This window comes from Nocardiopsis sp. CNS-639 (assembly GCF_000381685.1).
GTDB lineage: Bacteria > Actinomycetota > Actinomycetes > Streptosporangiales > Streptosporangiaceae > Nocardiopsis > Nocardiopsis dassonvillei.
The window spans coordinates 263090-278915 of sequence record NZ_KB906856.1 but is presented as its reverse complement, the minus strand read 5'-3'; the positions used below and the strand labels follow the sequence as shown (position 1 = coordinate 278915).

The 15826-nt window shown below is 59.8% G+C and carries 12 protein-coding genes and 1 pseudogene; 3 read left to right on the top strand and 10 right to left on the bottom strand.

Annotated elements, in window-relative coordinates:
• Positions 1 to 1211: 1211 nt before the first annotated feature.
• Together G011_RS0106580 and G011_RS0106575 are read right to left on the bottom strand one after the other, a co-directional pair.
• On the bottom strand, positions 1212 to 2111 hold the full coding sequence (locus G011_RS0106580; protein ID WP_019607780.1) for a sulfatase-like hydrolase/transferase: 900 nt from the start codon (positions 2109 to 2111) through the stop codon (positions 1212 to 1214).
• 4 nt (positions 2112 to 2115) lie between these two features.
• Entirely contained in the window at positions 2116 to 3363 is a 1248-nt protein-coding gene (locus tag G011_RS0106575; protein WP_019607779.1) for a methionine adenosyltransferase, read from the bottom strand.
• 163 nt (positions 3364 to 3526) lie between these two features.
• On the opposite strand from G011_RS0106575, the gene G011_RS0106570 reads away from it, so the two are divergent.
• A complete protein-coding gene (locus G011_RS0106570) occupies positions 3527 to 4756 on the top strand; it encodes a helix-turn-helix domain-containing protein (RefSeq protein WP_026338084.1) in 1230 nt (409 codons plus the stop codon).
• Between the two features lie 24 nt (positions 4757 to 4780).
• Positions 4781 to 5251: an NUDIX hydrolase gene (locus G011_RS0106565; protein WP_026338083.1), complete on the top strand. Its 471-nt coding sequence runs from the start codon at positions 4781 to 4783 to the stop codon at positions 5249 to 5251.
• 85 nt (positions 5252 to 5336) lie between these two features.
• On the opposite strand, the gene G011_RS30995 is transcribed toward G011_RS0106565, so the two are convergent.
• Together G011_RS30995 and G011_RS32340 are read right to left on the bottom strand one after the other, a co-directional pair.
• The gene (locus G011_RS30995) at positions 5337 to 5432 is read right to left on the bottom strand and encodes a DUF397 domain-containing protein (RefSeq protein ID WP_019607776.1); all 96 of its coding nucleotides are present in this window, start codon (positions 5430 to 5432) and stop codon (positions 5337 to 5339) included.
• Positions 5425 to 5664: a Scr1 family TA system antitoxin-like transcriptional regulator gene (locus tag G011_RS32340; RefSeq protein ID WP_019607775.1), complete on the bottom strand. Its 240-nt coding sequence runs from the start codon at positions 5662 to 5664 to the stop codon at positions 5425 to 5427. The genes G011_RS30995 and G011_RS32340 overlap by 8 nt, the downstream gene beginning before the upstream one ends.
• A gap of 335 nt (positions 5665 to 5999) precedes the next feature.
• On the opposite strand from G011_RS32340, the pseudogene G011_RS32335 reads away from it, so the two are divergent.
• Positions 6000 to 7456 (top strand): annotated as a pseudogene (locus G011_RS32335) (DNA phosphorothioation-associated putative methyltransferase).
• A 57-nt stretch (positions 7457 to 7513) separates the two neighbouring features.
• Here the strand turns inward: G011_RS32335 and G011_RS29575 are convergent.
• From G011_RS29575 to dndB, 6 genes are all read right to left on the bottom strand, one after another.
• Positions 7514 to 9694, bottom strand: coding sequence for a DNA sulfur modification protein DndB (locus tag G011_RS29575; protein WP_231391392.1), 2181 nt, complete (start codon positions 9692 to 9694; stop codon positions 7514 to 7516).
• Between the two features lie 83 nt (positions 9695 to 9777).
• The gene (locus G011_RS31640; protein ID WP_155979730.1) at positions 9778 to 10491 is read right to left on the bottom strand and encodes a hypothetical protein; all 714 of its coding nucleotides are present in this window, start codon (positions 10489 to 10491) and stop codon (positions 9778 to 9780) included.
• A 295-nt stretch (positions 10492 to 10786) separates the two neighbouring features.
• Complete coding sequence (gene dndE / locus G011_RS30525) at positions 10787 to 11164, bottom strand: DNA sulfur modification protein DndE (RefSeq protein WP_051104329.1); 378 nt, start codon at positions 11162 to 11164, stop codon at positions 10787 to 10789.
• Positions 11154 to 13145 (bottom strand): DNA sulfur modification protein DndD, encoded by a 1992-nt coding sequence (gene dndD, locus G011_RS29570; RefSeq protein WP_036552292.1) that lies wholly within the window; start codon positions 13143 to 13145, stop codon positions 11154 to 11156. The genes dndE and dndD overlap by 11 nt, the downstream gene beginning before the upstream one ends.
• Positions 13132 to 14613, bottom strand: a complete 1482-nt coding sequence (gene dndC, locus G011_RS0106540; protein ID WP_019607772.1) for a DNA phosphorothioation system sulfurtransferase DndC — start codon at positions 14611 to 14613, stop codon at positions 13132 to 13134. The genes dndD and dndC overlap by 14 nt, the downstream gene beginning before the upstream one ends.
• Positions 14610 to 15752 (bottom strand): DNA sulfur modification protein DndB, encoded by a 1143-nt coding sequence (gene dndB / locus G011_RS0106535; protein ID WP_026338082.1) that lies wholly within the window; start codon positions 15750 to 15752, stop codon positions 14610 to 14612. The genes dndC and dndB overlap by 4 nt, the downstream gene beginning before the upstream one ends.
• Between the last annotated feature and the right edge of the window lie 74 nt (positions 15753 to 15826).

Sequence of the window (15826 nt, the reverse complement as noted above, 5' to 3'; positions counted from 1 at the left end):
GCCCGGGGCCCGTCCCGCTGTCCGGTGAGCACCCAGCGCACCGGATGCGGGGGCGGGCCCTTGGCCATGTCGCGTAGCCAGGAGTCCAGCCACCACCACGCCTCCTCCGCTTGGTCGGGAGGTGGTTCATGGTTGATCTCGATGTCGGTGAGTGCCCGGCACAGCCGGGCCTGTTGAGATAGCGGACGCGGGTAACACCGGCTAATCCATGTGGTGACGCGCGGGGGCGCCCCCGGACAGCGATCACCCAGTTCCTGTTTGGCCACCTCTGGAGCGAGGGTGACGGACACCTTCCGGTCCAGAGACCGTAGACGTCGTTCGTCCAGAAGGCTGTCCCCGTGCCGAGGAAGAACCGTACGGACCTGGTCCACCAGGTCGGAGAAGCTGACCGGCAGAGCAGCTGGTTGCAGTTGGCTCAGGTACGGCTCAGCGAGGAAGCACCGCAGCGTCGAGGGCCTGACGCCCTGTTCGAGCAGGTCTGAGATACGAGGTACTACAGACCCCGGCTCCAGCAGTTTGGGCAGGAACAGGTGCGCCGGAGGGCGCATTCCCTCGTTCAGGGCCCAGTACAGGCGGACCTGGACGGGTGTGGCGTCGCGTTTGTCGGTGCCCCGGACGATCAGGGTCGTGCGCTGTTCGATGTCATCCACGACCGTGGCCAGATGCCACAGGGCCCGCCCGTCACCGCGCATGAGCGGAACCGTCGCCTGCGCCGGAGTGAGGGCTGTGGTGGCGTTCACCGCCACCGAGGCGGTCAGAGCTTTGGAACAGATGCCCTGTTCGGTCATGAGCCGGTCCGTGGCGGCCACATCGAGGCAAACGAGTCCTCGCCTCGTCACCAGGAGACCTTGGATATCCAGCCGCTGTAAGGCCTGCTGGTACCGGTAACCTCGCTGGCTCTGGCGGAAGACCCGCTGTTCGTCCTTGACCGGTATCTGAGCCACCTGCGTGAGCTCTCGGAGAAGCCGTGATCGGTGTTCGTCGCGGCTGCGCAGGCTGTCGCTGTCGTCCCACCGAACCGCCACCTGCGTACAGACACCGAGATGCTGTGCGGCCCTGTGGGCCAGAAGCGCGGTGAGCAGATGGGTTCGAAGGACGCCGGCGCGGAAGGACGCGTGGTTGGGGGAGATGCCCAGCCGTGTCCGGACTCCCTCGGAGGAAGCCGCGGTGATCGCGGGATGCATGAACCAGGGTTGAAGATCGGCCATGGATCATCCCCCACCCAACACGCCGCACCACAGGGGCACCGTGGCGACCGTCGGATGCGGGTGCGCGTGGCCGAACCTGCCGCCTTCTCCGAACTCCTCGCCGTGGTCGGCGCAGACCACCACCAAGGGGCACCGTGCCTCCAGCCGTGAGAACAGGTCGCCCAAACGGGTATCGGCCCATTCCAGGGCGCGCCTCTGCATGTCCAGGAGTACTTCGATGTCTTCAGCGGTCAGCAGGTCATCGTCGGAGGCGTTCTGCTGGGAGTCGTGCAGTTGGTAGAGGCGTTGGAGGAGCTCCTTGTTCCGCTTGGTGAGGGGGCTGAAGGGGGTCGTGTAGGGGATGTGCGTGCTGGAGCAGTTGACGAACAGGAAGAACCGTTCGGCCTCCAGACACAGGTCCGCGAGCATCCGAGTGTGGGCCAACGGCAGGTCTTCACCGCGATCGGCGACACGAGCCCTTGGAGTGGCTGAGGGGCGGCAGGGCCGACCGAAGTAGTGAAACTCCGGGAACAGTCTCGGCAGGCCGTTGGCCGGCTCCGAGGAGTCGAAGAAGGTCACGCCGCCCGCGCCCACCACTCGGTAGCCCTTACCGCTGTAGTGCGCCATCAGCGTGGGCCCGTCGAAGGGGACGGCGTGGCGCTTCGAGGGCCGGGCCGCGGCTGAACGCCAGATGGTGTCCACGCTGTTTCCGCCGAGTGGGAAAGGCCCTGAGACCGGCCGGGGCAGGAAGCCGTTGAACAACGCGGCGTGGGCGGGGAGCGTGTAGGTTCCCGGGCTCTCGGCCTTCAGCAGCGGGCCGAGTTTCGCCAGGTTCGGGGTGTGTGCGCTCGCCGCGACGTCGTAGCGGCACGAGTCCAGGGTGACCAGGACGACGCTGCGTTCGGCCAGGTCGATGTCCGCCATCGGCTCACACCTCCAGGACCAGCGACGGGTCGCGGAAGCGGTCGATCGGGGACAGCGTGAGCAGTCGCTCGGAGAGCAGCGGAAGCTCGGCCAGCGTCGCGGCGGTCAACTCCTGCACGGCATCGCGGTCGAGACGGCTGCCGCGCCGTGCCAGTCGAACGCCCACGAACGACGGGTCCTCCAAGCGATCGCCGTTGCGCGACACGAGCACGACCTCGTTGGGCACACCGAGATTGGCGTGGATGCGGTCAGCCAGGCGCGCGGCGGCAAGCGTGTACAGCTTCCCGGTGTGGTGCACGGGGTTCTTCCCGGCCAGGGCCTCCACCCCCGCGCCGCCGCTGGCGGAGATGACGCCGTTGGCCTTGTTGCCCCGGCCGACGAGCCCGCAGTCGCCCTTGCCCAGCGATGTCCCGAAGGGCGCCAGGTAGGCACCGCTGCCGTGGTCCTTGGTGTTGACGCTCAACCGCGTCAGCCACGGTTTCCGCCGGACGATCGGGTGCTCGTTGATGAAGTCGTCGAGGCGGCCATACGCCTCGGATACCAGGGCCGTGTACTCACGGTGTGAGCCGACCGCCTCAGGGTGCACCGGAAGGCAGACCGTCACCTCCAGCACGCTCCCCGACCGGACCAGCATGACCTTGACGTCGGAACCGAGGCCGTCAAGCCCGTCCTTGAAGGAGGGACCGTTGACGTGGTTCTCCACGTCGATCGCCAAGACGTCCAAGAGATCAGCAGGGGCGTAAGCGCTGCAGAAGGCCGTGTCGTTGGCCAGCGCGCCGCCACCCGGTACACGGCACTCCTCGCCAGCGGAGGGGCGGTAGAACGAGGCGGGGTGGTCCGCTCCGATACCCGCGGTGTTCTCCACGAGGCTGCGCACGGAACGGACGATGTCCTTACTACCGGTCGCCTCGGCCAGGACGTCCTCGACCGCCGCCCGGAACATGTCCTCGATCGGGATGGGCCGGTCGCCCACCGAGCGCGTCACCTTGCCGAACAGGTAAGCGCTGATGGGCTTGTGAACCGTGTAGCGGCCGAAGACGACCTCAGCCTCGGCGCCGACCAGGGCGACCTTGTCCACCCAGTGGTTCGGGACTGCTCCGAACCGGTCGAGTCCGTGGAGTGAGTAGCGGCGGGAGAACTCCTCCGCGATGAGGTCGGCGAGCGAGTCGGGGTGACCGATGCCCTTGCGTTCGACCACGTTGAACCCGGAGTCCGTGCTGGGAACGAGGTCTTCGTGGCAGGTTATGCGCATTGACTGTCTCCTCTTTGGTCAGGTCCGTTAACGAGCTTCGAGGGAATGTCAGATGAGAGGGATGACCGGGCCTTCTCTGCGGGTGGACGGGGTGTTAGGAAGTTAAGGCCACATTCTCCGCGTGACCCGGAAAGAAATTCCGGGGTGTTTGGGAAGGGCTCTGATGCCTCCGAGTTCCCCTCAGCTCAGCCCCGGCCAGCGGGTCGCCTGGCACCGGCTCCGACGCGGCCTTTCTCAAGAGGTACTGGCTGGTCTGGTCGGGAGAACGGCCGACTGGCTGGGCAAGGTCGAGAACGACCGGGCGCCCTTGGACCGACTCTCGGTGATCAGCTCACTGGCCGAGGCCCTCGGCGTTCCCGTCATCGCTCTGATCGGAGACCACGCGCACCATGGGCACCATGAGGAAACGGACGTGCATGTCGCACAGATCCGGTCAGTCTTGATGGACTACCGACAGATCAGCCCGGTTTTCCCGTTCGCCGACAACAACGGTGAGCAACCGGACCTGCGCTTTCTTCGAAACGAGGCGGAAACGGTCATGGGCGCCTATCAAGCATCCGACTACAGCCGGGTGTTTCGTGGGCTCCCCGATCTCCTCGCTCGGGCGCAGAACGCGGTGCGTGTCTACGAGGGTGAGCAGAGGCGACGGGCCGGAGCTCTGCTCGCCCTGGCTTGTCAGGCGTGCGCGATGATCCTCACCAAGGTCGGAGAATCAGATCTGGCTTGGATCGCGACGGAGCGAGGGATGAAGGCGGCCTTCGACTACGGCGATCTGCCCCTGCAGGGTTCCCTGATGCGTTCGGGGGTGCACTCACTCCACTCACGCGGGCAACATGAGACGGCTGTCGCACTGACAGAGGAAGCCGCTTCGTATCTGCGGCGGGAGCAGGGCAGTCGTCCCACCAACGCGCAGCTGTTGTCCGTCTACGGCACCCTGTTGTTGCCGGGAGCCGTGGCCGCAGCGCGCAACGGGGATCGTGCCAGCGCGATGGAGTACCTGAAGGAAGCCGAACGCGTCGCTTCCCGGCTCGGGCGGGACGCCAACCATCTGTGGACGGCGTTCGGGCCGACCAACGTGGTCCTGCACAGAGTGACCGTTGCCGCCAGTCTCGGAGATCCGCGTGCTGTCCTCGAACTGGGAGTTGGTGTCGATACCGCGGCCCTGCCACGGGAGAGGCGGGTACGTCACCTCTTCGACGTGGCCGGAGCGTTCGCGAACGTCAACGAGATCCCGTCAGCCGTTGAGCGCATGCTGGAGGCGGAGAGGTTGGCAGCCTCTCATGTCCACCGGCACGTGATGAGTCATCAGATCATGGGGCGCATGATGCGGACCAAGGCAGGTAGGCGGGAGCGAAGGCTGGCGGATCTGGCGCACCGGATGGGGATGTTCTGACGCGAAGGCCGTTAGTGTCGGGGCATGGCCTCTGATCCCACAGAATCCTTCTCCCGCCCCCGGGTCGCCGCAGGTGCCCTGTTCTTCAATCACCTCGGTCAGGTGATGATGGTGGTTCCCTCCTACAAGGACTACCTGGACATCCCCGGCGGCTACATCGAGCACGGGGAGACACCGACCCAGGCCGTGGTGCGCGAGGTGAAGGAGGAGCTGGGGATCGCTCCGCCCATCGGGCGCCTCCTGGTCGTGGACTGGGCGCCCAACCCCTCCGAGGGAGACAAGCAGCTGTTCGTCTTCGACGGGGGAGTGCTAGGCCAGGAGCGGCTGGACCAGATCACCCTCGATCCGACCGAGCTGACCGGATACGAGTTCCACGACGTAGCCACGATCGAGGCGGCAACGATCCCTCGGCTCGCGCGCAGGATCGCCCATGGCGCACGCGCACGCCAGGAGGGCACAATGGTCTACCTGGAGAACGGCGAGACCATCTCGTAGGCGTTCACTCGCTGGTCAGGTGAAGGGTGCTGACGAAGGCCTTCCACTCGTCCGAGGCGAAGGCGAGTTAGCCGTGTGAACGGTTCTACGTGTCGCGCACGTCCGCTCCGGCGCTGTGCTCCTGGACCTCGATGCACTCGTTCGACCCGCCGCTGCAACTGCTCTTGTGCCAGTCACTCATTGTCGATCTTCCTCATCTCATCGCGGACGGCCTGCAAGCTCTCCTGCGGGCGCCGAGAGGCTCCTTCCAGAGCAGTGAGCACCATACGGATCCGGCAAATATCGACCGATGCGGAGATGATGCGGCCCTCCTCCACGGATTCCATGTACACCGCATCGGGCTCGTCCGCGGTGGTGATGATGCACCTGGGCCCTAACGTTCCCGCATGCTGTAGAGCTAGGACAGAGAGCATTTGGACGGATGGCTTACCACATCGGCGAAGCTGTGTCCAGCGTGGACCAAGCCCAAGACCTTACAACGGAACTCAGCGAGGTATCCACGAAGCCCCACAATGCCCTCCTTGAGGCCATGTGGACCCAGGATGAAACCCGACTTCGAAAACGCAGGACACGTCAGCTTTAAAAGTAGCCCGTACATCGCCTGTCGAGCAGGGAAAGCTGGAAAACTTAAACTCTGATGGTCAGGCATGTCGTTCCTGCACCAGCCCCCAGGGGGAACATACCTTAACCCCTTCGAAAAACCTGGCGCGTGTACGTTCTCACGAACCGAGACTTAAAAGGTAGGAATATGGTGGCCAGCGTTACGTCCGAATGGGAAAGTGAGCGGCGATTGACGGCAATCGCTCGGCGAGGACTTTCCGTTCCTGCTCGAACAGCGTTGGCAGAGAGACAGATCGCAGCAAACACCACTGTCCTTGACTACGGATGCGGGCGAGGGGGCGATGTTGAGGCACTCCGTAAGCTCGGGGTGCCAGCTCAAGGATGGGATCCAGTCTTCTCACCCCGGATCAAGCCGCAGCTCTCCCACACAGTCCTGCTCACCTACGTGCTCAACGTGATCGAGGACCCCAAAGAACGTGCCCAAACCCTAAGGCGAGCGTGGGAACTCACCGAGCATGTGCTCGTCGTATCCACTCGCTTGACCTGGGAACGCCGACGTGTCACAGGCCAGGAGTTCAGTGACGGCGTTCTCACTTCACGCAGGACGTTCCAGCACCTCTTTGACGCCAACGAACTACGCCGCTATGTCCAAGACACCACGAAGGTACGGTGTGTCTCTGCGGCCCCGGGTGTCATCTACGCCTTCAAGCACGACAACGACCGACTGGCCTACCTAGCTCAACGCATCATTCCCGAAGAGCAGTGGGGGAGGCGAACAATGCCACGTCCGCTGTTGCAGCCATGGTTTCCTTCACCGAGCACCGCGGACGTTCTCCCCGCCTGGACGAGATGCCCGAGTCTGTCCTTGGCTCTCTGGGGCACCTGAAGTCCAAGGAACTGCAGCGGCTAGTGCGCACAGCTGTGGACACAGAGAAGGTTCAAGAGAATGCAAAGCGGTCGACCCTAAACACCTTGTTGTTCCTGGCATTAGAGGTTTTCAACGGACGCGGGAGGTTCAGCAGCCTCCCACTGGCCGTCCAGTTCGATATCAGAGCCTTCTTCACCTCCTACACCGAGGCCTGCCGAAGGGCGGACCGCCTGCTGCTGAAGCTGCGAGACGATGCCTACGTGCGAGCGGCAATGCGAAGCTCCAAAGCCGGCAAGCTGACACCGACAGCCCTCTACGTTCACCGCCGCGCCCTTGAGCAAATACCGATAGTTCTCAGGCTCTACGAGCACTGTGCGGCAATTGCGGCAGGCCGACCGCCGGCATGGAACCTCGCCAAGCTCCAGCACGAAGGTCGGGGTGTCGGCTGGTTCGACTACCCCGACTTCGACACCGACCCTCACCCGCGGCTTAACAGTTCCTACACTGTCGACCTTGCTACGTTCACAACTTTTTTCCAGTCTTATGGGGAATCTGAAGACCGCCCGCTGCTGCACAGAAAACATGAGTTTCTGCTTCCCGAAGACCCAGATGCGCCCAAGTACCAGCGGTTGTCCCAGATGGAAACCAAGGCGGGCCTCTATCAGAACCCCAGCCTGATCGGGACAGAACAAGGCTGGGAAGCTGAACTACACAGATGCGGGCGAGAGTTGCGTGGCCACCGGCTAGTGCGCAGGATTGACAACAGCCGTTCCTGAGGTTGAAGGACTTCATCACCGTGACGAACGGCTGAAGACAGCCAAGAGAAGCCAGCCCTAATCTGCATCTGGAGTCAGAAAATCGTCGAGACTTTGAGGGGAACGGCGGCTTGGCTCGTCAATCTCATCTGGTGTTTCAGCCCTCTCATCATCTGGGTCTGCATCTAGCGTTGGCTGAATTGTTATGGTCCCTTGATGCCAGGATTCATACTCTTCAGATGAGACTGCGAACCAGTCCTTAAGCGCCGACTTCAAGATCTTCGATGCCTGTTCTTTTGCAAGGGATTCTCGCTTCTCCTTGCCCATGTTCGGGTTACTGGTTCTGATTGCTTTCTCTTGCTGATTTTCAAGGAGGTTCAGATAGAGGCGCCGAGCCTTTGAAAGGTGGACATCGAAGCTCTCGCGGCTTTCAAACCAAGGGGCGATGTGACTCCAGGCTTCTGGTGTGGCCAGCGTCTGCATCCAAAAGTATCGGAAATACACAGCCTGAGCTGACTCCATATTTCCGACCTGGTTGATAGCGTTCTTTGATTCACGACTGAAGGAAAGCCTTCGGTCTTTTGCCTTTCCATGTTCCAGATCGAAATATGCGTTGATTCCGTCGGCCATGGCAGCAGCAAAGTCTGGGAGCTTGGCTATAGAGGCATTCTGTCCCTGTTGGCTCGATCGGATGGCCCACAATGATCCAAGCGTGAGGATGAGGCCAAGCTGGCATGCGTGTGTGTTGAACGTTTCGTAGGAGGACTTGCTTTTCTTAAGGCTTTCCTTCGATCCTGAACCCAGATATTCGTGCGCTCGGATGGACTCGAAGTCTCCTGCCTTCGTAGTGAGTGTCGTCCAGGCACGAACGACATCGGGTTTGACCTGAGTCCTGGATTCCTTGTTGTGGCTTTCCAGGAAGTGCTCATACCCTTCTTTGAGGGTCCAGAAGACACCGACTCCGGTGAAGAGCGCATCGTGTGCGAGCTGTGCGTAGTTGTCTGCTACAGACCATTGGTCCTTTAGGCGGTTCAGGCTCTCCGCATGAGCTGCATAGGGCCTAGTTTGCGACAATACAGTGAGGATCGCCTTTCCCCACGTCTTAGAGAACTGCTCGCTGATCTTCTCGACCTGGCCGAGGGGGAACTCTCTGTCTCCGAGGCTTTCACGCTCGAAAGACAGCCCTCCGTCATTGAAATGTGCCGGAAAGATGCTGCTCAGCTCGAGTTGCGTGCGCATGCACGAATCGCGATCCGATTCCTTGGGGCGGCCTCGATATGTGAGACCAACGTTTTCGATGTATTTCATCGGACCGAAGATGCATCGATCGACGGCAGCCTTGAACAGGTTGATGTTGGTTACAACCGACCAACGCGTAGGCCGGAAGCTTTTGGCGTCGGGGTTGTCGTATTCGACCGCATAGAGAGGAAGAAATGAGTTGTCGGTTTGGTTTCGGAGGTCGCTGAGCATGCTCCTAGCCAGAACATTGGAGAGGAGGGAGTCGGAAAGAAGAATAATCCGCGACTCGCTCGGCGGTCGTGCTTCCTTGTTGACATCCACAAAGAGCTTCCTGGCTGCTTCATGGGGTCGCCCTTGTTCGCCATTCTGGCCAGGAAACCAGCATACCGTGACCGGAACTTCAACTTTCGACAGGTCGAATTCTGCTCTACCGTCCTTCTTGGCCTGGCTTTGTGCGTCTGCGAGGCACTGCTTCACTTGGTTCTCGTAGAAAGAACGGAACCGAGCTCCTGGACTTCCTTGCCAAGAATTTGACATGGTTCGTTCAATCGCGAGAAGGGCCATGGCTCGGTGCTGCCCGTCGAGTACGACCAGGCTTGCTTCCGACGGGTTCCACCAAAGACGCCCTATGTTTCCACCGTGAAGTCGCCCATTACCACCGAGCAGTCGCTGCACCCGGAAGGAATCGGAGGCCCGGAGTTCTTCCCACTTAGAATCTTCCTCTTTTATGGTTTCGGGATCCGTAAAATCCGGAAAAGAGGAAGGCCTCTTGTTTTTGAAGGGGAGAAGAACAGCGACAATGGGGGGAAAGAACGCTGGCCCTGTCGGCTGAGGGGTCAAGAGGTAAGGGATCAGCTTTACTGCGACACGGTGGTCATCGAGATCCCTCTGCAACAGCTGATTGAAGTCGAGGTCGTCGGGGTTCATTACTTCACGGACCGGAGCGAGGCTTTTGGTGAGAAGGCGCTCAGGGTCCCCTGAATCCTCACCGAGCCGTGCCTTGGTCATGATGTAGTCCACCCGGCCTGCTGGTGTGTGGAAACCTCCCCAGGTGCCCTGGACGAACTCACGGAAAGTTAGTTTTGTGACTGATCCGAACAACCTCAACGCCTCCCAAGGGTGGGGCCAAACATCCTATGCATTAGCCATTCTGCCGACTCTGCAGCTTCGCGGATATTCTCGGTGCTACAGTACTCTTGAAGTTGTTCACCGAGTTCCATAACCCGCACTTCTAGACGTTCGAGCGCAATGAGTCGGCCAGCGGCTCGATAGCCGAAATTTTTCCCATGATGCTTCATTGAATTGACTGCACTGGGATGGGTTCGGAGATAGTCTCGAGCGTCGGTGAAATCCTCGTAGTGCTGATTGAGTCGTTGCCGAAGGTTGCCTGCTACGCCGATATACACAGGACTCGAGAAAACTGGAACTGCCACAGAAAGAATGTGCGACATAACTCGGCGTCGCGGCTCTGATTCGACAGCACCCTTGAGCCGCTCACGAACCTGGGGATCTACTCCTGGAGAATCGGGTGAGTCGGCTTCAACTTCAGGTTCTGGAGGTCTGAGGGGGAAATCCAACTCAAGAGAGCCACTCCATTTAGAACCATAAGATCCGCGTCCCTGCAACGTGACTGGGAGTGGCTCGAAGTACCCCGCGTACTTCATGAGAAGTTTAGTGAAGCCATCGATGGAAGCGTCTCCATCGGCGGTAGGTGTCAGTTCCCAGTCGGGACGATCAGCATGAAACTTCACATACCACGCATACAGTCCTGGGGACTCAGGTGCCTGATCGACCTGATCCATCCTGTAGCGGGCCATGGTCACTTCGTCTGGCACTGTGCCCGTAGCCATCCCTTCGGCCCTGTAGGGGGTTGGTGACGCAGCCGCTGGTTCGAGGCTTTCGCGGCTTACCATCCTAAGAGGTCTCAGAGTGCCCTGGGACACGCTACCGGTACTTCGTACTTCCAGCTTCTCTTACCAGTTGCCAGCAGGCATGCGTAGTGGGCCCAACCGCGAAGGATCTGGCGGCAGGACCCACATGGCAGCGATGTCTGCGTGCACGAGGACAGGGAACGTTACGGGAGAAGCCACAGGCCTTCCCCAAGGAAGCCCTTTATGCCATTTTTGTGTTCACGAGGTCAGTGATACTCTTAAGATCGCGCCGTCCAGCAAGATATCCAATCCCGCGATGTATGTGAACGGTGAGCGTATGGCCGAGATTTTCTTCCGTTGGCTCTTTACCGTCCTGTATGCACCTGAGCTTGAGTACCGCCAGATAGATATCTGCATACTGGCCGGAGAAAGTTTTCCATGTCATCTCGACATTGGAATCTGTGGTCACTTCTCTGACCAGCGGAGGAGACTCGTCGTCCAGAGAGGTAGCTAGAGCCCACCTGCACAGAATATTCCAGTGCTTGATTCCTGTTGCGCGCTTCAACCTGGAGAGTTGTTCCTTGGCAGTTTGGGAAAGGCGGACCGTTTCAAGAGACATGCGCAGCTCCCATCATCCACCAATATCCAGGTTCCACGGTTGTCGTCAGACTGGAGTCGTCGTGTGTAAGCGTGTATGCATGGGCAATATAGGGTTTCAGCATGCCAAGCAAGCGCTCATCGATCTCTTCATCAGTCGACAACAGCAATACCTGATGACTGGCATTAGGAAAATAGCGTTCGACCAGATGCTCTCTATGCTGACTGTCCAGGCGCCCGAGCGGGGTATCGATAACACTGGGGAGGCGGTTTCCGGCAACACGTGCGATACCCCAGAGGAGTGATACGGCAAGCAGCTGACGTTCGCCGGCACTGAGGCGATTGGGCTCCAGGGGTTCGCCATCTTCACCAACTAGAACAATATTGTACTTGGCGGTGTCAATTCGCAGATCCTTAACGAGCCCATTCTTTCTCATGAGCTTGCTGAAACTATCTAGGACTGCGACCTCGAGGCCGTTGATCCTACGCTCAAGAAGAGCTTTCCCGAACTGATCCAATGTGGTTCGGATCTTACTGGAATACTCGATGATACGAGCCGCATCCTCTGTTTTTTCAAGCAAGTCAATGCTGGCTCGATGCTCGCGCTCCAAAGCAGCCTGTGTCTGTTCGCGCTGGCGTACACATTGCTCATACTCCGCGTTGACAGTAGCTAGAACTCCCTCAAGTTCAGCTACCCGGCGAATTGCTGCGTCACGATCTTTCAGCTTCTTTTCAATGACATCCTCAGCCGGGACTCCCGCGAGTTGGCGATCAAGGCTCTCTATCTTTTCATTTAGCCTTTTCATATCGCCAGTCAGGTCACTGGCCTGCCTCTGCTCTAAGGACAAAATTTGAGGGAGCGCACGAAGTTGGTCATAGGACTCTTCAGTCAACCCGTACACATATTCGGTCGATGATTTTTGCTCGCGAAGTCGGCGATCCTCTGCCAGCCTCTCCGCCAATACGCCAAGATCAGACGCTTTTCCTTCGTTTTCGAAGCTCTTTAGGAGCCATTGATCTCGCTCGCGAAGGACTTCAAGGAGCTGGGCGTTCGTGACTGCTTCCCGCTCCTGCTCGACCTGATCCAGTACCATCCACGTCTGCTTCGACAGAAGCGAGAGCGGAAGAGCCCCGCTGGCAAGCATAATCAAGGACTGGCGCACAGAGTCCCGCTGCTTGGCGATGGCGACTCGCTCGGCTTCCAAGGATACGCGACGTTCGTAGTAAGAGCCGCCTTCTTTTTCAAAAGAGCGTTCCGCATCAGCAAGATTTTTCCTGGCCTGGTCAACTTTGCTCTGAATGCTTGCGCGCTTTTGTAGCGATTCTTCTACTGCCGCCTCACGCAACCTCAGTTCATCGTGCATTGACTCAAGCTTTGCCGCAGTCTCCTTGTCCGCCTTGGAAGAAGCGTTCCTCTTTTCCAAAGCAACCAAGTCGGTTCGCAGTTGTCGAATGGTGTTGATGCCAAGGAGAGATTGAACAGCCGATTCAATCACTGTTGCTGCTTGGCGGGTGTCCGCCAGGGATTCGATCTTTTCTCCATCGAAAAAGAAAAGAGAGGCGATTTCAAGCGGAAGTAGATCCTCAATGTGATCTGCCCATCCACTGCTAATCACCGGATCATAAGATCCATCGATTTCGATTCCTACCGCTTCCCGAATTTTATTTCCTTCGAGGAACCAGCGGCGGGTCACCCTGTAATGACGTTCGCTTCCCTCGACTGCAAGGCTGAATTCGAGGCGGATCCAAGTCCCCTCGCGGGGGTCGACTTGGCGATTTATGCTTTCGCGAAGATAGGCATCATAAGGGCGATTTCCTCGCCCACTGCACCGGGCCCTCGGCCCGTATAGGGCGAGTTGGATGGCATCGAGCAGCGTAGTCTTCCCGCATCCGTTAAGGCCACCGATCAATACAATCGGCTTGTTAGGTTCGGTTGCCAGTTCTAGGGTTTGCTCCCCGAGGTAAGCTCCGAAGTTTTTTAGGGTTATTTTACGCAGTAGCATCTGAAGTATTTCCGGTTTCGATCAGGGGAAGCTGACGCCGCTTGTAACGCTCTTGCGTATAAGCCAAAGCTTCGTCTTTTCCGCTCCAGGCGCCTTTCTTGACAGCTGTCTCGAGTTTTTCGAACAGGCCTGATCGGCGGTTCATGGTGCGGAATTTTCGTTCCACTGCCAGAAGTTCCCGGACTGTACTGAAGTGGAGAGCGTCTTCGCAGATCTCTCGAAGCATCTGCATCTCGTCTGCTCCGAGTGTCAGCTGATCGTCCAAGGGCTTTCCTGGAAAAGCTTTCCCAGTGCACTCTTCATAGATACGGGGGAGCTTGTCCTCGACCTCATGCTTGTCGAAGACCCACAGCCGTCGGATCTCGTGGAGTTCATCCATCGTGATCAGTTCGATCCCGCGGACATGTTCAGGGGCGTTTTCTCGGACCCAAGCTTGTGCTTCCAGGAGCTTGCGTAGCCACTGTTCGCGTGCTTCCTGCTTGTATGGTCCATGAACGATGCGGTCTCCGAAGAGCTGGATACGGCCGTCCATCTTGCGGAAATCCCGCAAGGGGGTGTCGTCAGCCACGTCCAGCTCATCACGCAGATCTAGGAGCGGCTGCATCCACGCTTTCTCTTCGTCGTTGTGGATCATGGCCGTCATCGACTTGTCCTGGTCGACGAGTGTGCACGTCCAGCAACCGAAGCGGCTGTCACCACAGGAGGGTGTGGTGCTGTCCACGACAAGAGGGCACTCGCTATCAGCGGATGCGCCTTGGTACATGGTCAGCAGGTCCTTGTTGGGGTGCCCCCAGGGGTTGGCCTGCTGCATGAGGAACATCCACACCTCGTCAGTGCTCCAGGCCTCGATCGGGCTGTAGACGAGGGAATTGGGAAGGTTCCCGTTAGGAGAGAGTCGATCACGGACACGACGCTTCTCGTGCTTCGCCATGGTCCGTGCGCGGATCTGGCTCTCGGCCTTGCGAGTGCCCAGCACGAGGATGGCCTCACCGTATTCGTCGACGACGCTACGGATGAAGCTGTTGGAGGGCTTGATCTTAAGGCGCTCAGTGCACCATCGGAACTTGGGTCGTGGCGCAGGGTAGCCCTTGCCGATCAGACCGACCCAGAAGGTGTCCTTGACCTCGGGGGTGAGGCGATGGGGGCTGACCGGGAGCCCTTGTTCTTCAGCAGCTTGTCCCATGGTGTCGAGTGACTGCGAGACCCAGCTTGCGACGATCGGGTTCTCCACCAGGGTGTCAGTGGAGATGACGTGGACCGGCTTGGTCCGCTTTTCCGCGGGGAGTCCTTGAAGCGCCAACCAGACCAGCTGCAGGACCGCGGTGGAGTCCTTACCTCCGCTGTAGCCGACGACCCAGGGCACCTCGTCTGCGGTGTATAGCTCCCGGATCTCCGCAGTCAGCTCCGCCACCACGGCATTGAGCGTGCTGCCTTCGAACGGCTTCTTCGTCTTCGTGGGGGTGCTCATACCTCTACTTCTCCTCGCAGGTAGGCGTCTTCCAGCTGCTGCTCTTCGTCGCTCAAGGGCAGCCCGAGGTGTTGGCGGAGGTAGTTGGTGGTCAGGACGGTGTTCTGGTGGCTCTTGGACACACGCCCGCCGACGATGGCCCGGCCTTCCCAGTCCGTATTCGTACGTGACCAATCCACCTTGCCCACCGGGGCAAGACGCTGTTTCCAGGAAACCTCGTCAGTGGATTCGCGAAGAAGAGTGTTCCCCACCCTGCCCAGGGCATGCAAAGCCAGGCCGTGGCTGTGGATGAAGTCCTTGCGAACCTCACGGGCGAGCAGGTCCCTACGGCGCACCATCCCCCACTCCGGGATCAGACCGTCGATGGCCTCCCAGTAGCGCTGGGCGAGATTGCATGCCTCGTCCGTGTCCGGGGACAAGTTGAGGTCACGCAGGAGAGCGTGGGTGGCGTTGTAGACCGAGCTCAAGGTGAAGAGCTTGCTGGACTTGGCGGACAGGGTGCTGCGTTCCATGTCGACGTGGCCCTTGAACACCGGACAACGCAGGGCCAGCAAGCGCGCTAGCACGGCTTGGGGGTCACGGTGGTCGTAAAGAACCCCAATAGAGCGGGCTGGGCGCACTGCGTGCCTGTTGAGGTCGGCGAACATCTGTTGGCAGCGTTCCAGCCCGGCATCGTGGAAGAAGACCACGGCGATCGTCTCGTCGGCTAGTTCTGGTCGCTCGTTCAGAGCGAGCTCGATCGCGGCGCGGCGATGCTGACCGTCGTTGATCACGAACCGGGCGTCCATCGGGATCCGGATCTGCCCGACGCGCATGCCGGGTCCTTGGTCGGCCATCGCGTCGAACTGGATGTCACCGTCGATCGAGGCGGTCAGCGCACTGAAGACGTAGTCGTTGGGGTTGTCCAAGAGGTAGCGCGTCAGTGTGGGGAGCCGTCCCTTGTTGAGCACACGTTGAGCTCGGACCTCGGGTGCGAGCTCCTCGTCGTCGAAGAGGAAAATTCTGGGGATGAGGCGCAGGGGGCACATGGACGTGTAGAACTCACGCCCTGCCTGGACTCCGCGGATCGCGGGGAAGGTGTATTCGAAGCCGGCAGAGGTAGTCCCGTGTGCGGCGCGCGCTGCAGTACGTGAACTCACCAGTGTCACAGTAGTGCAAGTACGTCTAGCCTTTGACGTTCTGGCCGTTAAATTTGGTGGGTCTCACAACCACA